Annotated in this window: 14 protein-coding genes; 7 read left to right on the top strand and 7 right to left on the bottom strand. The window is 68.7% G+C overall.

The features are described 5' to 3' along the window. Positions 1–312 precede the first annotated feature (312 nt). Positions 313–462, top strand: a complete 150-nt coding sequence (locus LGR69_RS12195; protein WP_156453922.1) for a hypothetical protein — start codon at positions 313–315, stop codon at positions 460–462. Positions 463–840: 378 nt separating this feature from the next. Here the strand turns inward: LGR69_RS12195 and LGR69_RS12190 are convergent, their stop codons facing one another. Next, positions 841–1464, bottom strand: a complete 624-nt coding sequence (locus tag LGR69_RS12190) for a type II toxin-antitoxin system VapC family toxin (protein ID WP_066925675.1) — start codon at positions 1462–1464, stop codon at positions 841–843. Between the two features lie 150 nt (positions 1465–1614). On the opposite strand from LGR69_RS12190, the gene LGR69_RS12185 reads away from it, so the two are divergent. After that, a complete protein-coding gene (locus LGR69_RS12185; RefSeq protein WP_066925671.1) occupies positions 1615–2103 on the top strand; it encodes a hypothetical protein in 489 nt (162 codons plus the stop codon). 24 nt (positions 2104–2127) lie between these two features. Here LGR69_RS12185 and LGR69_RS12180 read toward each other — a convergent pair whose 3' ends face one another. The 3 genes from LGR69_RS12180 to LGR69_RS12170 form a co-directional block, all read right to left on the bottom strand. Further along, positions 2128–4218 carry a recombinase family protein gene (locus tag LGR69_RS12180; RefSeq protein ID WP_066925667.1) on the bottom strand — a complete coding sequence of 697 codons (2091 nt, stop codon included), beginning with the start codon at positions 4216–4218 and terminating at the stop codon, positions 2128–2130. 227 nt (positions 4219–4445) lie between these two features. Next, entirely contained in the window at positions 4446–4949 is a 504-nt protein-coding gene (locus LGR69_RS12175; RefSeq protein WP_197430702.1) for a recombinase family protein, read from the bottom strand. Between the two features lie 212 nt (positions 4950–5161). Further along, positions 5162–5362 carry a hypothetical protein gene (locus tag LGR69_RS12170; protein WP_156453921.1) on the bottom strand — a complete coding sequence of 67 codons (201 nt, stop codon included), beginning with the start codon at positions 5360–5362 and terminating at the stop codon, positions 5162–5164. Between the two features lie 1376 nt (positions 5363–6738). Here LGR69_RS12170 and dgt point away from each other — a divergent pair. Then, positions 6739–8331: a dGTP triphosphohydrolase gene (gene dgt, locus LGR69_RS12165; RefSeq protein ID WP_066925662.1), complete on the top strand. Its 1593-nt coding sequence runs from the start codon at positions 6739–6741 to the stop codon at positions 8329–8331. Next, a complete protein-coding gene (locus LGR69_RS12160) occupies positions 8306–9196 on the top strand; it encodes a hypothetical protein (protein ID WP_066925659.1) in 891 nt (296 codons plus the stop codon). The genes dgt and LGR69_RS12160 overlap by 26 nt, the downstream gene beginning before the upstream one ends. Positions 9197–9253: 57 nt before the next feature. On the opposite strand, the gene LGR69_RS12155 is transcribed toward LGR69_RS12160, so the two are convergent. The 3 genes from LGR69_RS12155 to LGR69_RS12145 form a co-directional block, all read right to left on the bottom strand. Next, a complete protein-coding gene (locus tag LGR69_RS12155) occupies positions 9254–10330 on the bottom strand; it encodes a three-Cys-motif partner protein TcmP (protein WP_197430701.1) in 1077 nt (358 codons plus the stop codon). Positions 10331–10354: 24 nt separating this feature from the next. Beyond that, positions 10355–11104: a DUF5131 family protein gene (locus LGR69_RS12150; RefSeq protein WP_066925653.1), complete on the bottom strand. Its 750-nt coding sequence runs from the start codon at positions 11102–11104 to the stop codon at positions 10355–10357. Positions 11105–11316: 212 nt separating this feature from the next. Beyond that, positions 11317–12030 (bottom strand): DNA-binding protein, encoded by a 714-nt coding sequence (locus tag LGR69_RS12145; RefSeq protein WP_066925650.1) that lies wholly within the window; start codon positions 12028–12030, stop codon positions 11317–11319. A 292-nt stretch (positions 12031–12322) separates the two neighbouring features. On the opposite strand from LGR69_RS12145, the gene LGR69_RS12140 reads away from it, so the two are divergent. The 3 genes from LGR69_RS12140 to LGR69_RS12130 are packed head-to-tail and all read left to right on the top strand — an operon-like array spanning position 12323 to position 17948. Next, entirely contained in the window at positions 12323–12934 is a 612-nt protein-coding gene (locus LGR69_RS12140) for a metallophosphoesterase (RefSeq protein WP_066925647.1), read from the top strand. Continuing rightward, the gene (locus LGR69_RS12135; protein ID WP_066925643.1) at positions 12931–14169 is read left to right on the top strand and encodes an exonuclease SbcCD subunit D; all 1239 of its coding nucleotides are present in this window, start codon (positions 12931–12933) and stop codon (positions 14167–14169) included. The genes LGR69_RS12140 and LGR69_RS12135 overlap by 4 nt, the downstream gene beginning before the upstream one ends. A 26-nt stretch (positions 14170–14195) precedes the next feature. Next, positions 14196–17948, top strand: a complete 3753-nt coding sequence (locus LGR69_RS12130; protein WP_066925640.1) for an AAA family ATPase — start codon at positions 14196–14198, stop codon at positions 17946–17948. The last annotated feature ends 53 nt before the right edge of the window (positions 17949–18001 follow it).

The following is an 18001-nucleotide window of genomic DNA, read 5'->3' as shown; positions in this document are numbered from 1 at the left end:
CCCCCATCGACACGCCGGCTCGCATGGGGATCACCGTCCCGCCCCTTGGCGATCACCCATCGGGTCGGTGCATCACGTCCATGGCCGCCATCGCCCCGTGTATGATGCGCCGGTCGTCACCCATCGGGTTTGCGATCCGCGAGGCGGGGCCCCGACGATCCAGGGCCTGCGGACGACGTGATGCCCGGCACCTCCCATCGAGAGCCACCCTCCCGGGGGCCGCCACGAAGAAGAAGGCCGCATCGCACCTAGGGAACAATCCTCACGGATCATCGAGGGAGCGTCGTCGCGGGCTATCCGTTCGATCGATCCATGAGTGGCGATCCGGACGCCGCGCCGAACCTTGCTTCGACCCTTGCGACCGAATTGGGCATGATGGCTCCCGCCGCCCGCGATGGCCGCCGTGGCGTCAAGGGGGGCGTCACAGCGCTCGATCTCAATGCCTTCATGCACTGCAAGTAATCTGTAATATAGAAAGCTGCCAAACGCTCTGTTTCGTTTAAAAGAAACAGAGCGTTTGGCACGGGCAGCAGTATACGGAGCGAGAGGTGGACATGCAGCTGTTGCGGCCCGCCGCAATAGACCGTATGTGGGTGATGCGACGCGATTGCCGCGAGGGTGGCCATGGTCATCCTGTGTCCGACCCGGCCCAGGGTCGGCGGCGTTGATGAGGATAAGCGCATGCATGTGCATCAGGAAGCGGACTTGGCCGGCATGGATGCGGCCTCGTTTCTGAAGGGGTCTTCCGGCCCTATCGGAACGACCGTCAGAATGTCCGATGGAAGCGTCTACACGGTCACCCGTGTCGTCGGTCCATGCCCGGACGGGGATGCATCGGCGTCACCGAATCCATCGGCCACGGAGCACCATGCGCGCGAGGCGATGCACAACACCGCGGATACCGGTCCGGCGCGCCACGCCGGTTCCTGAGATCGGTCCGCACGGCTCCTTCGTGCATGAATCCCGCATGCCGATCGCCCACTTACCCGTGGAAGGGACGTAGAGGCCGGGGATTTCGAACAGCGCGTGGATCATCTTGAAGTGGGCGATGTTCTCCGAGGCGATCGGGATGCCCGTGATACGAGACAATGCCGCCAGATCCACGTCGGCACCGCTGTTCGGGATCGCCTGTTTGGGTTGCGTCATCCACAGGCTCTTTAGTTTCGGCTCGGCGCGCAACCGCGAGCATTCGACGGTGACCTCGACCGTCGGGAACACCAATCCCTCCGTCCCGATGAGGAATCTCGTCCAGGCCTGGAGCCGAAGGGCGAATTCGAGGTTCTTTGTGGCGTCCGCCGCGAAGGCTCCGGTCAGGAGCTCTTGGAGCACGCACCACGCAAGGTACCGTCGCTCGGAGCCGAGTGCAGCATACCATTCGCAGGCTTTGACGCTGAGCCCCTTGCGGACGTCGCTGTAGACGTTGGTGTCCAGCAGGAATCCCACCTCGCCATTCGTTTCGTCCATGTCGGCCCTCCCTACCTCGAAGGGTATACTTCGAACCCTTCGAGTGACGACACGCCATGCCTCGAATGGTTGACAAAGTCGAGTCTCCCTGGACCTGAATCCTTATGCCCGGACCGGATGGCCCCGGGGCGGCTTTCGGAAGGTTGCAGAGTGGACGCCGTACGCCTTCGTCGGGACCTCGACCGTGCGGCGGCCGAGCTCGAAACCATCGATCGACGCATCGCCGACCTGGCGCGGCGACGGAAGCTCGTCGAAGCGTTCATCGCGAGCGGCAAGACACTGCTGAACGACCTGTCGTCGAGTGGCGTCGAACCTTCGAACGCAGTCGTCGAAGGGTTCGAGCCGGCGCCTCGGAAGGCTCGCAGGAAGGCATCCCGGGGACCGAACGAGGTGCTGTCGGAGAGCCGTCGGTTCAACAACGAGGTCGCGATGGATGCACTGAACATCATCAAGCAGAGCGGGAAGCCGCTCTCGGCAAGGGAGATCTTCTCGCATCTCCACTATAACGACAGGATGGGCCCGGACGCCCTCTACACGCTGCTCTACAAGCGGGCCTACCACCAAAGCCACTTCCGCAACGTGGCCGGCAAGTTCTGGCCCATCGACCAGCCCTTGCCGGCAGAGGCGGGCTCCGACTGACCCACCGCCTGGAGACGAGGCCGATTATGGATTCGTCGGTTCCCTGGCGCAAAGGTCCTTATAGGACGTCGGGGTCAGCGGCGTGGCGAGGCCTTGCCACCGCCGCGGATCGTGTTCGACGAGCGCGGCGACGATGCGGTCCCATAGGCCACGTCCCTTCCACACGTAGAACAGGATCCGGATGTTGATGATGTTGCCGAACGAAGCGGGCAGGCAGTTCCAGGAAGCGCCCGTCATCTGACGGAACACCATCGCATCCACGGCCATGCGACGCTTGACCGGATCGACCGCGTTGCGTGGGAAAACCTTCAGGATCATGGACCATTCCCGATCGTCGAGAGCGTAGACACCGTCGGCGGCGCGCCTATCGGCGATCCGTCGCGCCTCGCTGAACTTGTATGCGTCGCGTTCCGTGAGGTGCATGCGGTACATGCCGTTCACGACGCGCGTACCGATGCCGGCGGTCGCGTCGCGTCCTCCTGACGCCTCGACGAGGATACCCACCCTCAGCATGACGGCCACGCTTACCTCCATGCCGACCCGGGTGACCACGACCTTCTCGACCAGGTTGCGGAAGTCCGCCATCAGCATCATTCCGGCCTCGTCCGATGCCTCGAACGGAGCGGACGCCGAGAGCGACGCCATGCTCTGCCTGAGGGATCCCAGCCGTTCGCGATCGATGCCGATAGGCTTGGGATGACGGGGCGTGCGGTGGAGGTCCCGTTCTGCGTCGGAAAGGTCACGCTCGATGCGGGTGCGCCATTCGGCAAGCCGCGCGTTGGTGAAGCCTCTGGTCAGCGCCTCTTCGAAGGACGCCGTGAGCTTGCGGTCCAGCGTAGCGACGCGGCGCTCCAGTTCGGCACGCACCCCGACATGCTCGATATCCTTCCGCGCGCTTTCCTCATTGTACCCGTCGATATAAGCCTGCGTGAAGGCCGGATCCGCAAGCTCGTCCGACACGAGGCCCACCACGAGGCGCTCGACGTCGATCACGCTCGACATCGTCTTGTCGTCGCAGGTCCTCCTCAGCGCATACGAGGCGCACTGGAACTTGGGGGGGCGGTGCATGAACCGCTGGATGCGCATCCTTCCCCCGCAGGAAGGACACGAGGCGAGGCCGGAGAGTAGGTAATCCCTTGCATGCGTCTTCGGCCGCCTGCCGGGATCCGCCCGTCGCCCCTCGGTGATCTGCTGGACCTGCTCCCAGAGCTTCTGGTCCACGATCCTCGCGTCCGGGACCTCCGTGACGATCCAGTCCTTCCGTGGACGGAGCAGGTACTGGCGCTTCCCCGTCTTGGGGTGCTTGCCGGAACGATACCGGTTGTAGACGAGGACCCCCATATATCGGGGGTTCGTCATGATATCCCGGACGTGTCGCTCGGACCAATGGCAGAGCTTACCCGTCAGGGTCCCGGCCCGGTTGAGGGCGATGGTGATCATCTTGGGGCTGAGACCGGCCGCGCGCATTCCGAAAATGCGCCGGACGACCTCGGCCTGTGCCTCGTCGACGACCGGTTCGCCCGGGCGGCCGGGGACCTTGGCGTAGCCGTAGCAGGGACCCGTCGGGAACCGACCCTCGCGGGCCATGACGTCCCGCGAGAACTGCGTCCGCTCGCTGAGGATGCGACGGTTCTCGTCGCCCATCAATCCCTGCACCGCGATGTCGGTGAGGGAAAGCCGGCCGCGTCCCGGCTGGTGCATCTCGATACCGAGGCCGAGCAGCCGCTTGTAGACGGTGCTGAGGATGCCGAGGTCGCGCGCCAGTCGGTCCACGTTCTCGACGACCACGATGCCGAACGCCCCGGTCGTGGCATCGACCAGCAGGCGTTCGAGCTCGTCGCGGCCGGCCATGGAGGCGCCGCTGCGGGCGCGGTCCACGTAGGTGTCGGCGAGGACACGGCCGGTCGCCTCGATGTATTCGCCGGCCAACTCGCATTGGCGATCGATGCTGACCTCCTTCTGGCCTGTCGTGGAGAAGCGAGCGTAGACCACCGCCTTTCGAAGGTCCGGGGCAACGAATTCCGGCCGGTCGTTCCGGCGCAGTGCGAAGTAGGTCGGCTCGGAATGGGTGGCGGGGGCGGCGCCTTGCGCCGGGGTGTTGTCGGGCGTGGTCATGGTAATGTCTCGCGAAGCTTGGGCCGGCAGCGCCATGCGCGTGCGGGACCGCCCGCTTCCCCGTGGGAAGCGGCTTGAAGGGGGGAGAGCCGACCCGGGGCCTCATCGGGTCATGCGCCGCGCCGGTCCCGCCGGAACGGGTCGCGGCAGCGCGTCGCCCTAGGCTATCGAAGCCCGGCGCATGACCTGCTCAAGTCCTTTTGGGCGCCGTTCCGTCAACGCGGGGCTCACCGGCGGGACCTCCGGCCCGGCGCGGTCGTGCCGGCCCCGGGCTCCATCATGCCCTTGAGCGAGACGTCCGTGCGGCACAGCTTTCCCCGCCCCGGGAGATGGACCTCGATCCCGAGCGAATGCAGCCGGTCGAACACCGTGAGGAGGGTGTCGTGATCGCGCGACACCCGGTCGAGATCTTCGACGACCACGATCCCGAAGGACCGGGCCTCGGCGGCTTCGAGCATGCGTCGCAGCTCGTGGCGATGATCCGTGGACGCACCTCCGTGCGAATGGTCGGCGAAGGTCGCGACATGGTCGCCGCCCACCTCCTCGACGTGGTCCACCGCCGCGGCGACCTGACGGTCGATGCCATCGGTTGATAGCCCCACGCTCGCGTAGCGGGCGTAGACGGCGACCCTGGGCCGCGCCGGGGACGCTTGTTCCGCGAGGTCTCGCGTCTTGTTCTTCCTGGACATGGCTGTCTCGCTGATTGGCATGGGCGGCAGCGCCTGGCGCATGCTCGGTCGACCGCATCCGGGCGGAGGCGGCGCTGTGACGGGATCGTCGGGGAGGCCCTGGGCTCGCATGGGCCGTACGCCGCGCCGACCCCGCGCAAGGGGTCGGGCCGAAAGGCGTCGCCCTAGCCTATGAGGGCGTTTCGCCGGTCGTTCGCGATGGTGGCGATTGGCCGGAATGGCGTCACGAGGAACGTTCCCGTCGTTGAGACCACTCAGGCATCATCGATCGCCCGGCGCGCCGCAAGTTTTCCATTCCTGCCGTCGCTGCTTCGAGCATCCCGTCCAGGCCCGCCCCGACGCTCCCGATCGTCGCCGCCGGGCTGGCGATCCCGGATCGCCTGGTAGCGTCCGAGCGCCCTGGCGAGCCTCAGGAGGCCCGGATCGGGAACGCCGCGTTCGTGGTCGTCATCCATGGTCGCAACCCTCCGCTTCAACCGCTGGTCTCATCGCGTCCGTCGTCGTCGGCGAAGCGATGGGTTTGGCTGACGAGCCGGTCCGGTCCGTCCTTGGCCGCGGCCCGGGCCGCAGGGATGGGCGCCCAGTCCGCGATGGCCGGGCGGGGTGCTTGGCCGAACCCACTGTGACGGGACGAAGCCGCACATCGGGATCCGCTCCCGCGGCGGATGCCTCGGCTGCGTCATGAGATGAGGGAGCGACCGCCCGATGATGCCGCTCGGGGTTTCCGATGCGCGTCGACACCCCGGCAGCGGCATGGCCGCCGCGCATCGGGATCCGGACCGGGCCGATGCCGGGGTGGGCCTGCCGGCGGCGGGCGCCCGACGGCGCGGCCGCTTGGCCGACTGCGGGAACGGGCGGAATGCCCGGCGGCAGCCGGGCAAGCAGGGAAGCAAGGAAGTCGACGGATCCGGGGCACCCGGGACGGCCGATCCCGTCGAGGAAGTCGAAGGGTCGCCTAGCCGTATCGACGATGCGACCGATGTGGGGGAAGATGGTCATGGCGGCGGCCTCCACGCGCGAGGCAGGCGGCCGCGATCGCGGCTGCTAGACCTCGGTGGGTTTGCGGTTCGGGCGAGGCGCGAGTGGGCCTGAAGCCATGCACGCCCATGGCGCTGTCCGAAGGACAGGCCCGGACGCGCGTTTTCGCGTGGAGCGGTCGGGTGACATGGCATCGCCTCGGATCAAGGCCCGCCCGAGCGTCAGCTACGAGGGCGGTGGCGGGCCGCGGGCGATCGCCGCGGCGCAGGTCATGCCGTCAGGCACGTCGATCACATACCGAACGACGGGAATCGGCGTCAATGCCAAACGAAGACTTGTGCAAACCTTCATAGGGTTTCGGTGGATTGTGGGGATTGCATGCCCAAACCTAGCCGAACCCGGAATGCACCGCGGGCCGGGGACGTCATGCCTTCGGGCCCGATGAGCACGCCCTCATGCCACCGCCGGACGCGGGTCCGGGCCCGCGACGGCCTCGCCGGTCAAGGACCGACCGACGGGGAACGTGATCCGCTTCGCGGCCCTGGGCCGTCGCCCCTTGGTCGGGGCGGTCGGGTCCGGCGATCGCAGGGCCGCCATGAGCGCGCCGGCTTTACCGAGATTCACGACGTCGCCCGCCGTGAGCGTATGACGACGCGGCGCGGGTCGCGTGAGCGGTCGGTCGGACAGTCGAACGGCGGGGACCCCGGACCCGCCTCCGACGTTTAAGCTCAGGCGTCGATCACCTCGCCGGACGATTGGGGCGCCCGCATCGCCCGTGATCCCCGGAAACGCCTTCGACGCGGGACCATCCGGCCGGTGATCCCGACACCCGCGCATCGTCAATGGAGACGGAATGGCACAGGCGCAAAGACTGGATTGGGGCAAGCTCCTGAGCGTCACCCGTTTGCCGAAGCCGGAAGCCGAGGAAAAGGTCGACGTCCCCAAGCCCGAGGCGCAGCCCTGGCTCGTCGACAGCCGCACCGAGACCGAGCGCGATTTCGATCGCATCCTGTTTGCCACGCCGACGCGGCGCCTCGGCGACAAGACCCAGGTGTTCCCGCTCGAACCCAACGAGAGCGTCCGCAACCGCCTGACCCACAGCCACGAGGTCGCCAACCTCGCGCGCTCGATCGGCACGCACATCGTGAACAGCCCCCTGGGGGCCACCATCCTCGACGAGGCCTGCACCAGCCTGGGCGAGGGTAAGCGCGCGGAGGCGGCCCGCGCGATCCCCGCGATCCTCGGCGCCATCGGGCTGGCCCATGACATGGGCAACCCGCCCTTCGGCCATCAGGGCGAGGAGGCGATCCGGGACTGGATCGTGCGCAACGACCCGCTGATCTTCGGTGTCGGCGATGCCGAGACCCACCGCGTCGGCGAGGAGGGCCGTAAGCGCATCCTCCGGGACCTGGAGAGGCTGACGACGCAGCATCGCGAGGATTTCCGCCAGTTCGAGGGCAACGCCCAGACGGTCCGCACCCTGACAAGGCTCCAGGTGGTGAAGGACAACCGCGGCCTGAACCTGACCTTCGGCACCCTTGCGGCGCTGATGAAGTACACCGTGTCCTCCGACGCGGTCGTCACGAAGAAGAAGGGCGGCGCGGCGCCGGTGCGCAAGGTCGGCTACTTCGCCTCGGAGGCCGATCTCGTCGCGCGCTTCCGCGAGGCCGCGGGCCTGTCCGGCGTCATCCGGCACCCCCTGACCCACATCATGGAGGCGTGTGACGACATCGCGTACCTCGTCGTCGACGCCGAGGATGCGGTGAAGAAGGAACTCGTCTCATTCGCGGACCTGATGGCCTGGCTGGAGAGCCGGCCGAAGCTGAAGGGCAATGCGCTGGCGCAGTGGGTCCTCTCGGCCGGCAAGCACGGCGCCGCCGAGGCCCGGACCGCCCGGCTCTCGCCTTCCGAGCTCAACGACGTCTCGATGCAGGTCTTCCGCGCGCATGCCATCACGGCAATGGTCTCGGCCGTCATCAACGCCTTCGAGGCCAACTACGAGGCGATCATGACCACGGGCATCGAGAAGCCCCTGATCGACCTTAGCGACGCCGAGCTTTTCGCCGCCGAGATGAAGGAATTCGACACCGAGCACGCCTACCGACACAAGGCCGTCCTCAGGATCGAACTCGGGGGCTTCAACACCATCCAGGGCCTGCTCGACATGCTATGGCGGGGCATCACCGAGCGCGAATCGTTCGAGGATCCCGGCTCGCGGCGCACCTCCCCGTTCGCGCGCTACGCCTACGGCCGGATCTCGGAAAACTACCGGCGCGTCTTCGAGGACAGGGCGTCATCCACAGGCGGTGACAACGCGCATTTGCCGGTGCGCTACCGCGAGCTACAATTGATGGCCGACATGGTGGCCGGCATGACCGACCAGTACGCTCTCGACCTGCACCAGGAGCTCCAGGAGTTTCATGTCGGCGCATCCGCCCCGCGTTAACGACAGCCGGCTTCTGAAGGGCCGGGCGGACTACTTCTTCACGACGAAGGCGTGCGCGAGGGGCGAGGTCGCCGCCTTCGCCTGCATGCTGCTCGACCACGGGCCCGCGGTCGCGATCGGAGGGTTCCTCCGCGACCTGCTGCTGGCCGGCAACAGGGCGTTCAAGTCGGACGTCGACTTCGTGGTCGATCCCCGCTCGATGCCGGCCTTCGAACGGGCCGTCGAGCGGCTCGGCGCCAAGGTGAACAAGTTCGGCGGCTACGGCATCGCGCTCGATCGCTGGAAGGTCGACGTCTGGCCGCTTGAGCGGACCTGGGCCGCGGTGAACGGGCATGTGCCCGTCGCGACCCTGCACGACCTCGTCGACGTCACGTTCTTCGACTGGGACGCCGTACTCTACTCGGTCGACGAGCAAAGGCTCATCGCCAAGTCATGCTACTTCGATCGGGTGCGCCGGCGCGTGATCGACATCAACCTCGAACCGAATCCCAATCCCCTCGGGAACGCCGTCCGCGCGCTCCGTTACGCCTACAAGTGGGAGGCCGCGATCGGCACGCGGCTGGCCCAACACGTCGCCCGGCAGATCCGGGACAACGGATGGGGACGGATGATGGCGAGCGAGCGCGGCAGCTTCACGAACCCCATGCTGGCCGACCTCGACGGGGCCGCAATCGCCCGAATGCTGCAACGCTGCGTCGAGACCGGATCCGGGCCGGTGTCCCTGCCCCTCGCGCCGGTGCAGCAGGCGCTTCCGCTGGGCGATACCGCGTCGGTGAACCCTCCGCGACCCGCACGGCCACGCCCCCGCCCGGCAATGCCGAGGAAGCGACCCGTCGCTTCGGCGTCGGCGTTATTGGCGGTCTGAGGCGATCGGCATTTCGGCCGGGCGCGGTAAGGTCGGCCCACCGGGATCGTGGTCGGACTACGCGAACCGGACGCGCGTCCCGGCGGGATAGGTCCCGCGCCTCCGGCCCTCCCGGCAAGCCTCGACCTGGATGGCGGCCGGGACCCGTGCCTCCATCCCCTTCAGTATCCCCTTGTAGTGCGTCTCCCGGAAGGCGGTCTCCTCGACCACGAAGCGTTCGATCTCGTCCACGTCGGCCGCCGCCCCGGAGAAGCGGCGCGCGAGGATGCCTTCGAGCTGGGAGAGATCGCTGCCGTCGAACAGCACCTGCTGGCCCGGGTCGGTCGCATCGGAGAAGGCCATCCCGCCCCGCTGGTCGACCGACCACATGGCCTCCTTCATCTTCTTGAGACCCTTCTGGTTCTTCGTCGCGAAGAACAGGTAGTAGTCGGTCCGCTCGCGCCCGTTGCGCATCTCGAAGTGCCGGACGAAACGGGCCCCGGCCATAGACACGAGCTGTGCGGCATAGAGGTCGCGGATGCCGGCCTTGCGCTGTGCGGGCGGCAAGGCGGCGACCTTGCGCCAGTCCGCGCAGCCGAACAGCGCATCGAAGTTGTCCGGCTGGTCGCGGTGCGTCAGGAAGCGGTTGATCTCCTCGAACATGAAGTTGACCAGCACCTCGCCGCTGGCACGGTTCATCAGGTCGCGCATCGCCGTCATCGGGATGCCGTTCCAGCCGAACGGGTCGACCAGGGCGAAGACCGGCGCGTTCCGCGGATGATCGCGCAGCGCCGTCGCGTAGACCTGCTCGAAACCCTCGCCGGAATGGACGCGGACATGGAGGTTGTGCGGTCGCGGCCGGGCCGCGAACAACGACGCCATGCATTCCCGGAGCCGGTCCGCGCGGGCCTCTTCCTTCTCGATGAAATGGAAATGGCACTCGGCGAGGATCGGCGCGGACTGGTCGAGGAACGCCTTGAGCGCGATCAGCGGGGACCCGTCGCTGCCGTCGTCGTAGATGCCCGGCCCCGCGAAGCCGTCGATGAACACCATCCGGGGGAACCCGCCGAGCGCAAGGATCGGGAACCACGCCCGGAGGTAGCGCCGCAGGATCTCGTGCTTGGCCCTGGTGTGGTCCTCAAGGGGCCACGTCACCCGATCCGGCTTCATCAGTCGCCCCTACACGGCAGCGGACATCGCCGCGCGCGCGTTCCTCGGCCACCCGTTATACTCGCGTCCGTCGAGTAGCCGCCCGCCGGACTTCGGCGATCGCCCGCCCCATTGCTTGAAGAAGAAGGGGACGTCGGCACGCCCGCACCGCTCCTGCAGGTCGACGACCCACGCCTTCTCCATCGGACGTGCGCCGGGTCCGCTCTCCCCCCCGACGATGACCCAATGCAAGCCCCGGAGATCTAAATCCCCGATCGGCCCGATCAAGGGCTCCACGGACAGGAACCGCACCGAGGCATTGGTATTCCGCAGATGGGTGACCCTGGATTTCTTCGTCCCATCCTCGACCGACACCCCGAGCCAGATGTGCGGAGGGACCGGACGAGAGACATAGCGGGCGTTGACGTAATCCCGCATGAGCGAGCTACGCTTCGTGAGTATCTGGAACTCGTGCCAGTCCGCCCGCTCCATCGTATCGAAGACGCGATCGACGAACGTCGTCGGGACGTCCTTATGGAAAAGGTCGCTCATCGAATTGACGAAGATCATCCGCGGACGTCGCCACTGGAGCGGCTGCTCCAGGCGCCGGGGCCGAAGCGTCAGATCGAACCCGCTCTCGAACGGATGGTCCGGAACGCCTCGGAAACGCTCCGAGAACCGAGCGGCATAACAGTTGTCGCAGCCGGAGCTGATCTTGGTGCAACCCGTCACCGGGTTCCAAGTCGCCTCCGTCCACTCTATCGCAGAGCTCTGGGCCATGGGAACAAAATTAGAACACATCGACGGCTGTCGCAATGACCAGCTTGGCCGATACCCAAGCCTTCCATCAGCCGGGCCGGACGGTTTTCCTCCCGCCTGTCGCATCCGTCACCGCTCGGTTCCGTGCGGCGCTCGACACCTGCGGTCATCGCGGAGAACCCGCGATGGCCTTCGTGGCGTCAGGCTTCCCTCCCGAACAAGGACGGCACGCCTCAGGCCGCCACCCCGCCGTCCTCCGGCCTGCGCCTCCGATAGCGACCGCCGCCCTCCGCAACAAAATACCGTTTGCGGTATATCCGCTCGTCGATGGCCCCCCTGACCGTGTCGACGTTCCAGGCCTGCACGTGCTCCTCCGCCTCCTGAACCAGGTCGGCGCCGATCCGAAGCGTAATGTCGCCCACGTGCAAGGCCTCGCGCTCCGGAAGGATATCCCTGACCTCCTGGATGACACGCTGCCAGAAATCCCGTGCCCGAACCGTCCTGAGGTGCTCCTTCATCCGTTCGAGCTCGTCCGCGAACCAGGCGATCTCGTTGCATTGGGCCTCGATCACGGCGTCCCGCGCGTCCACCATCCCCAGTGCCTCGTGCCGGAGCTCCCGCTCCGCCGCGATGGCCTCCGCCATGCGAAGGCGCGTTCTCTCGTTGATCGCCGCGGCCTCCGCCTGCGCCGCCTTCCACAGCGCGACGCCGGCCTTCGCCAGCCCCGTCTCGACCGCTTCCGGCAAGCCCGCGAGTTCGATGATCGGGCTGTACGCGCGCTCCCGGGTCCATTCCGCCAGGTGCCCGCCGACGCTCTGGTTGTTGCCGGCCACTCCCGCGTTCAGCTTGACCCGTGCCCAAACGGTCCGGAGCGAGACACGCTCCTTGCCTTCCGCCCGGATCTGGTCCGCCGCACGAAAGACCTCCCACCGCCGGGGATCCTCCATCCGCGTCGGATCCGCCTTCCTACCCGCCATCGCCCGCCCCCCCGCCAAGGACGCCAGGAAACGCGAACATGGTTAACGAACCTGCCGATTCCGTAGCGCGTCGCGTGTCGCGCTATCCGCTATGCGCTACCCGTGGAGTCTCCGACCTTGCGCCGGGGCCACGTCCAGGAAATAAGGAATCGTCGTCCGAGGAGCTTCCCGATGAAACGCATAGGCCGTCCTTCGCCCCCCTGAATTCCGGAGTGCAGACGACCCATGCGTCGAGCCTCCGCGCACTTGCGAGGAGCTCGAAATGCCGCCACGAACCCTGTTCACGGCCGACCATCACGTCGGGCACCGCCAGATCCTGAGCCCCCGGATGGCGCTCAATCGACCGTTCGCCACCATCGAGGAACACGACGAGACCCTGGTTGCGAACTGGAACGCCGCCGTCCGCCCCGAGGACACGGTCTGGCACATCGGCGACTTCTGCTACCGCTGCACCGAGGCCCACGCCCGCGCGATCCTTTCGCGACTGAAGGGTCGTATCTTCCTTGTTCGCGGCAACCACGACCGCATCAGCGTGAGGCTTCCATGGGCCGGGCCCGTCGTCGACGTGGCCCGCGTGGTCGTCCAAAATCTCGATGGGTCGCCACAGGGACTTTTCCTCAGCCACTACGCGCACCGGGTCTGGCCGAGGATGCACCGCGGCGATATCCACCTTTACGGCCATTCCCATGGCACCCTGCCGGGGACCGCCGCGAGCACCGACGTCGGCGTCGACTGCTTCGATTACCGCCCCGTCACCCTGGACGAGATCCGCGTGCGCCTGGCCGAGAACGCCGACGCCCTCTCGCGTGTACCGGCTTCGGACCACGCCCAAGGCCGCAGGCACGACGAACGATCGACGGAAGTGATGCCATGATCCGCGTCCTGCACACCGGCGACTGGCACATCGGGCAGACCCTGCGGGGTTTTCTGCGCGAGCATGAGCATGCGCGGGTGTTCGACGCGCTCGTCGCCCTCGTCAAGGAACGGAAGCCGGACGCCTTGGTGATGGCCGGCGACGTCTTCGACAGCCAGAACCCGTCCGGCGAGGCCCAGCGTCTGTTCTACGAGACGCTGGTGCGCCTGCATCGGGCCCGGCCCGCGATGACGATCGTGGTCACCGCCGGCAACCACGACGCGGCCGGCCGGCTGGAGGCGCCGCGCGCTCTCCTCAATGCGATCGGCGTCCATGTCGTCGGCAACGTGCGGCGTCCCGGCGGCGCCATAGACCTGTCGGGCCATCTCGTCCCGATCCGAAAGGACGGCGCGGTGGCGGGTCACGTGCTCGGGGTCTCGTATCCCACCGCCGCCTGCCTGCCCGGCCTCGCCGCCCGCCGCGTCCGCGAGGGGGCCGGGTCCCCCATCGTCGGGGCGGTGCGCGATCTCTACGCCGCGCTCCACGAGACCGCCCGGCCTGAGCTTGCCGGGTTGCCGTACCTTGTCACCGGCCACCTGCACGTCGCCGGCGGGCTGGAATCCGAAGGGGCGGAACGCCGGATCCTCGTAGGCGGGGAGCACGCCGTCCCGCCCGACGTCTTCCCGGAGGACGCCGACTACGTCGCGCTCGGCCACCTCCATCGGGCCCAGGAAGTGGGGCGCCCGATCGTGCGCTACTCGGGCTCCCTGATCCCCCTCTCGGCCACCGAACTGGCCTACCGTCACGGGGTCAGCCTCGTCACCCTCGGCGACGGCCCGGCACGGACGGAACACGTCGTCATCGACCGGCCCGTCCCCTTCCTGCGGCTGCCGGATGCAGGCGACACGACGCTGGGCGAGCTCGGCGACCGGCTCGCGGCCCTCGACCTCGATCCCGACCTGCCGGTCGAGGCACGGCCCTTCCTGCAGATCCGGCTCGCCCGCGACGGGCTGCCCGCGGCCTACCGGGCCGAGGTGGATCGGATCGCCGAAGGGTTCCCGGTGAAGGTCGTCGACGTGCGGGTCGCGAGCGTCGATGCCCCGTCGCCCGACCTCGCGCCGGTGGGCGATCCCATGGTCCGCCTTGCCGAGCGGGACCCGGAAGACCTGTTCCGCATGGCCTTCTTCCGGACCCACGGGATCGAGCCGGCCGCCCCGCACCTCGACGTGTTCCATCGCGCCAGGGCAGGCGCATGAACCGTCCGCAAGCCCGGGCCTGACCGATGCGCATCCTCGCGATACGCGGCGCGAACCTCGCGAGCCTCGCCGCACCGTTCGACATCGATCTCGCCGACGGTCCCCTCGCCGCCACCGGCATCTTCGCCATCACCGGGGAGACCGGCGCCGGCAAGTCGACCATCCTCGACGCGCTGTGCCTCGCCCTCTACGGCCGGTATCCCCGCGTGAGCGCCGGACGCAACGAGGACGTGCCCGACCCGGGTGGCCAGGCCATCAACTCCGGCGATCCGCGCGCCATCCTCCGGCGCGGGGCCGGCGAGGGCTTCGCCGAGGTCGACTTCCGAGGCCGGGACGGTGTCGCCTACCGGGCTAGGTGGACGGCCTACCGAGCCCGGAACCGGGCCAACGGGCGCCTGCAGGCCGAGACCCGAAGCCTGTCCCAAATCGGGGACGGCGCCGCAGTCGCCACCGGCAAGACCGCGGTCAACGAGGCCGTCGTCGCCCGGACCGACCTGACATACGACCAGTTCCGCAGGACCGTGGTCCTGGCCCAGGGTGAATTCGACGCCTTCCTGCTCGCGAGCGAAGGGGATCGCGCCGACCTGCTTGAGAAGATCACCGGGACGCAGGTCTACACGGAGATCTCGAAGCGGGTGCGCGCCGGCGCCGACGAACGACGCGCGGCGTTCGCTCTCCTCGTCGCGCGTCGCGACGCCATCGGTCTCCTCGACGCGGCGGCACGAGGGGAGAGGACGGCCGAGCGCGACGCGATCGACGCGGCGATGCCGGCGCTCGCGGCCGAGCATGCCTTACACGTCGCCGCCCTCGACCACGCCCGCAGGTCGGCGGCGGCCGAGGCGCGGTTCGCCGAGGCGTCCGTGCTGGTCGAGCAGGCCGCCTCCGCCGTCGCGGAGGGCCGGGACGATGCCCTGCGGTTGGCGGCGATCGAGGCCGTCGAACCCTGCAGGCGCCCCGCCGATGCCCTGTCGGCGGCCGAAGCCGAATGCGCTGCGGCCGAAGGCGTCCTGGAAACCGCCCGGGCGGACGTCGACGCCACCGGCCTGGCGCTTGCGGAAATCCGCACGGGATTGGCCATGGCGCGCGCGGCCGACGAAGCGGGCGAGGCGGCGTTCCGCGGTTTCACGCCGACGTGGAGCGCGGCCGACGCGCTCGACGCCCGCATCGGGGAACTCGCCCGCGAGGCGGACGCGGCCGTCGCCAGGGCCGAGGACGCGAAGACGACCCTCGACGGGGCCCGTACCCGCCGACTGGACCTGGACAAGGCCTACGACACGGTGTCCGCATCGCGCGATGCGACGGCCGCGCGGATCGCGGCGGACGTGGCCATGAGGCCACTCGCTGACAGGGGGGCCGAGATCGCCGGCCTATTCGAGAAGCGGAAGGCCCTGGCCCTCGAACGCGATGCCGCCCTCGTCGCCCTCAAGGACGCGGAAACCCGGATCGAAGAGGCCGACGCCGCGACCGCCTCGGCCCGGGAGCGGGCGACCTCGGCCCGCGAGACCCGCGACGGGCACATCGCCGAACGCGCCATCCGCGAAGAGGAATATCGCGCGTTCGACGTCGACGGCACGGAGGCGGTCGATGCCCATCTCCGGAGCCTTATGGAGCGCATGACCCTCGTCTCCGACCTGGCACGGCGACACGACCGGGCCTGGGCCGAACAGGCCCGCGCACGCGCGAGCCAAGCCGATGCCGGCGCGCTGCGCGAGGCAGCCGAGGCGCGACGCATCGAGGCTGAAACCACCCTCCGCGTGGCTACCCGTGCCCGGGCGGAGATCGCGGCGATGGCGGACCTTGCAGAACGCGGCGCATCGGTCGAGGCCGCGAACCTGCGAAGCGTCCTGGTCCATGGCCAACCCTGCCCGGTCTGCGGCTCGACGGAACATCCCATCGACGGGGGGCACGGGTCTGACGCCCTGACCCTTCTGGCCGAGACCATGCGCGGACGGCGGTTCGAGATCGACGCCGAACTGGCCGGCGCCGGTCGGGCCATCACCGTCGCCGCGACCGCATGGGCCGACGCATCGGCACGTTTCGAGGGCGCCGCACGGGAGGATGCACAGGCAGGGGTGATCCTCCTAAGCTGCGCCGAAGCCTATGCCGGACACCGTCCCGACCTCGCGGCGGCATGCGTCCGGGCCGGGATGTGGGAGCCGCCGGACGCGTTGGGGTCCGGGGCCGTCGATCACCTGGGGTCGATCGCCGAGGCCACGGCAGGCCTGCGCGCGTTGCTTGCCGCGAAGCTCGAACGGGCGCGTGCCTTGTCCGCCGAGATCCGCGTCGAGGGGAAGGCCATCGCGGTCGCAGAGGGCGTGATCGCCGCCGCGGACCGGGTCGTCCTGGCGGAAGCCGCCCCGCGTCAGGCCGCGGCCCTCGCCGCCGAACGCGAACGGACCCGGGCCGCGGCGGCGATCACCCGCGTCGAATCCATCGTCCGCGAGCTCGGACCGATCCTCGCCCCCGCCGGCCTCGACGAGGCGCACCTCGCCCGCAATCCCGACGGCACGGCCCGTCGCATCGCCGAGCTCGGGGCCGCCTACCGCGCGGCACGGGAGAACCACCACGACCTCGTTGCGGCGTTGAACGACCTCGTGCCCGACAGGGCCGTGGCGATCGAGGCCGAGGCCACCGCCACGGGCCTTCGGGAAACGGCGGTACGGGCCGCCGACGATCGGGCGACGGCGCTCGGGGATGCCCGGCGGGACCGGGCCGGGCTTCTCGGGGGCGAACCCACGGACAGCCATCGTGCCCGCATCACGTCAGACCGCTACGTGGCCCGCGAGAACCACCGGATGGGGCTTGAGGCGTCCGGTATCGCCGCCGCGCTCCATGCGACGGCCACGGGCTCCGCGGAGCATGCCGATGCCCAACACCGACGCGCCCGGAACGTCCTGGCGGAGGCGCAGGGTCGGTTCCTGGCGAAATGCGGCCTCCGTGAACCCGATACCGTGCTCGACCTCCTGGCGGTGCCCCCGGAGGCCCTCACGGCCCTGCGCGAGGCGCGGGACCGGTTGCTTCGGGCGCACGAGGCAGCCGAGGCGGGATTGGCCGCCCGTCGCACGGACCTCGACGCGCTGCGCTGCCTCCCGCCCGTCGACGTACCCGGCACGGAGGCCGCCGCCGTCGCGGTCGCCGGGCTCATCGCCACCCATCAACGGCGCAGGGGCGCACTCGACGCCGAGCTCGCCCGCGACGACGATGCCTGCGGCAAGTCCGCGGACCTTTCGCGCGAGATCGCGACCGCGCGCGAGGGTCTCGACGGGTGGGAGATGGTCGATGCCGCCGTGGGCTCCGCGAACGGCGATCGGTTCCGACGCTTCGCGCAAGGGGTCACGCTGGAGCACCTGGCGCATCTCGCGAACGAACAACTCCGCATCCTGAGCCCACGCTACGCCCTGGTTCGCGGTCAGGACGCCGACCTCGCGTTGCACGTCCTCGACCGCGACATGGGCGACGAGCTGCGCGGCACCCGCAGCCTCTCGGGCGGCGAGCGCTTCCTAGTTGCGCTCGCCCTGGCGCTGGCGCTCTCCGGCCTGGAAGGACGGCAGGCCTTCGTCGACACCCTCTTCATCGACGAGGGGTTCGGCTCATTGGATGCCGAGACGCTGGACATCGCCGTCGACGCACTTGAGACCCTGCAGGGCCAGGGACGCAGGGTCGGGGTCATCACCCACGTGGCCGCGATGATCGATCGCATCGCCGTCCAGGTGCGCGTCGAGCGGCGCGGCAACGGGCGAAGCACCGTGCGGGTCGTCGACGGATGCTTGCCGGGTTAAGCCCATTTTCCAGGGGCAGCACCTCGTCGCCCCGGGGTAGGCCGGGCATGTCT

Source organism: Methylobacterium brachiatum (genome assembly GCF_020523825.1).
Taxonomy (GTDB): domain Bacteria; phylum Pseudomonadota; class Alphaproteobacteria; order Rhizobiales; family Beijerinckiaceae; genus Methylobacterium; species Methylobacterium brachiatum.
Note: the sequence above shows the minus strand (reverse complement) of the source record. Positions and strands in the feature narration are given on the sequence as shown.

What these genes read in the sequence shown, in the direction of transcription:
- LGR69_RS12140 (WP_066925647.1), top strand. Translation starts at nt 12,323, where the DNA reads ATGCCGCCACGAACCCTGTTCACGGCCGACCATCACGTCGGGCACCGC.
- LGR69_RS12175 (WP_197430702.1), bottom strand. Translation starts at nt 4,949, where the DNA reads ATGCGCCAGGCGCTGCCGCCCATGCCAATCAGCGAGACAGCCATGTCC.
- LGR69_RS12170 (WP_156453921.1), bottom strand. Translation starts at nt 5,362, where the DNA reads ATGGATGACGACCACGAACGCGGCGTTCCCGATCCGGGCCTCCTGAGG.
- LGR69_RS12190 (WP_066925675.1), bottom strand. Translation starts at nt 1,464, where the DNA reads ATGGACGAAACGAATGGCGAGGTGGGATTCCTGCTGGACACCAACGTC.
- LGR69_RS12195 (WP_156453922.1), top strand. Translation starts at nt 313, where the DNA reads ATGAGTGGCGATCCGGACGCCGCGCCGAACCTTGCTTCGACCCTTGCG.
- LGR69_RS12145 (WP_066925650.1), bottom strand. Translation starts at nt 12,030, where the DNA reads ATGGAGGATCCCCGGCGGTGGGAGGTCTTTCGTGCGGCGGACCAGATC.
- dgt (WP_066925662.1), top strand. Translation starts at nt 6,739, where the DNA reads ATGGCACAGGCGCAAAGACTGGATTGGGGCAAGCTCCTGAGCGTCACC.
- LGR69_RS12180 (WP_066925667.1), bottom strand. Translation starts at nt 4,218, where the DNA reads ATGACCACGCCCGACAACACCCCGGCGCAAGGCGCCGCCCCCGCCACC.
- LGR69_RS12150 (WP_066925653.1), bottom strand. Translation starts at nt 11,104, where the DNA reads ATGGCCCAGAGCTCTGCGATAGAGTGGACGGAGGCGACTTGGAACCCG.
- LGR69_RS12135 (WP_066925643.1), top strand. Translation starts at nt 12,931, where the DNA reads ATGATCCGCGTCCTGCACACCGGCGACTGGCACATCGGGCAGACCCTG.
- LGR69_RS12160 (WP_066925659.1), top strand. Translation starts at nt 8,306, where the DNA reads ATGTCGGCGCATCCGCCCCGCGTTAACGACAGCCGGCTTCTGAAGGGC.
- LGR69_RS12130 (WP_066925640.1), top strand. Translation starts at nt 14,196, where the DNA reads ATGCGCATCCTCGCGATACGCGGCGCGAACCTCGCGAGCCTCGCCGCA.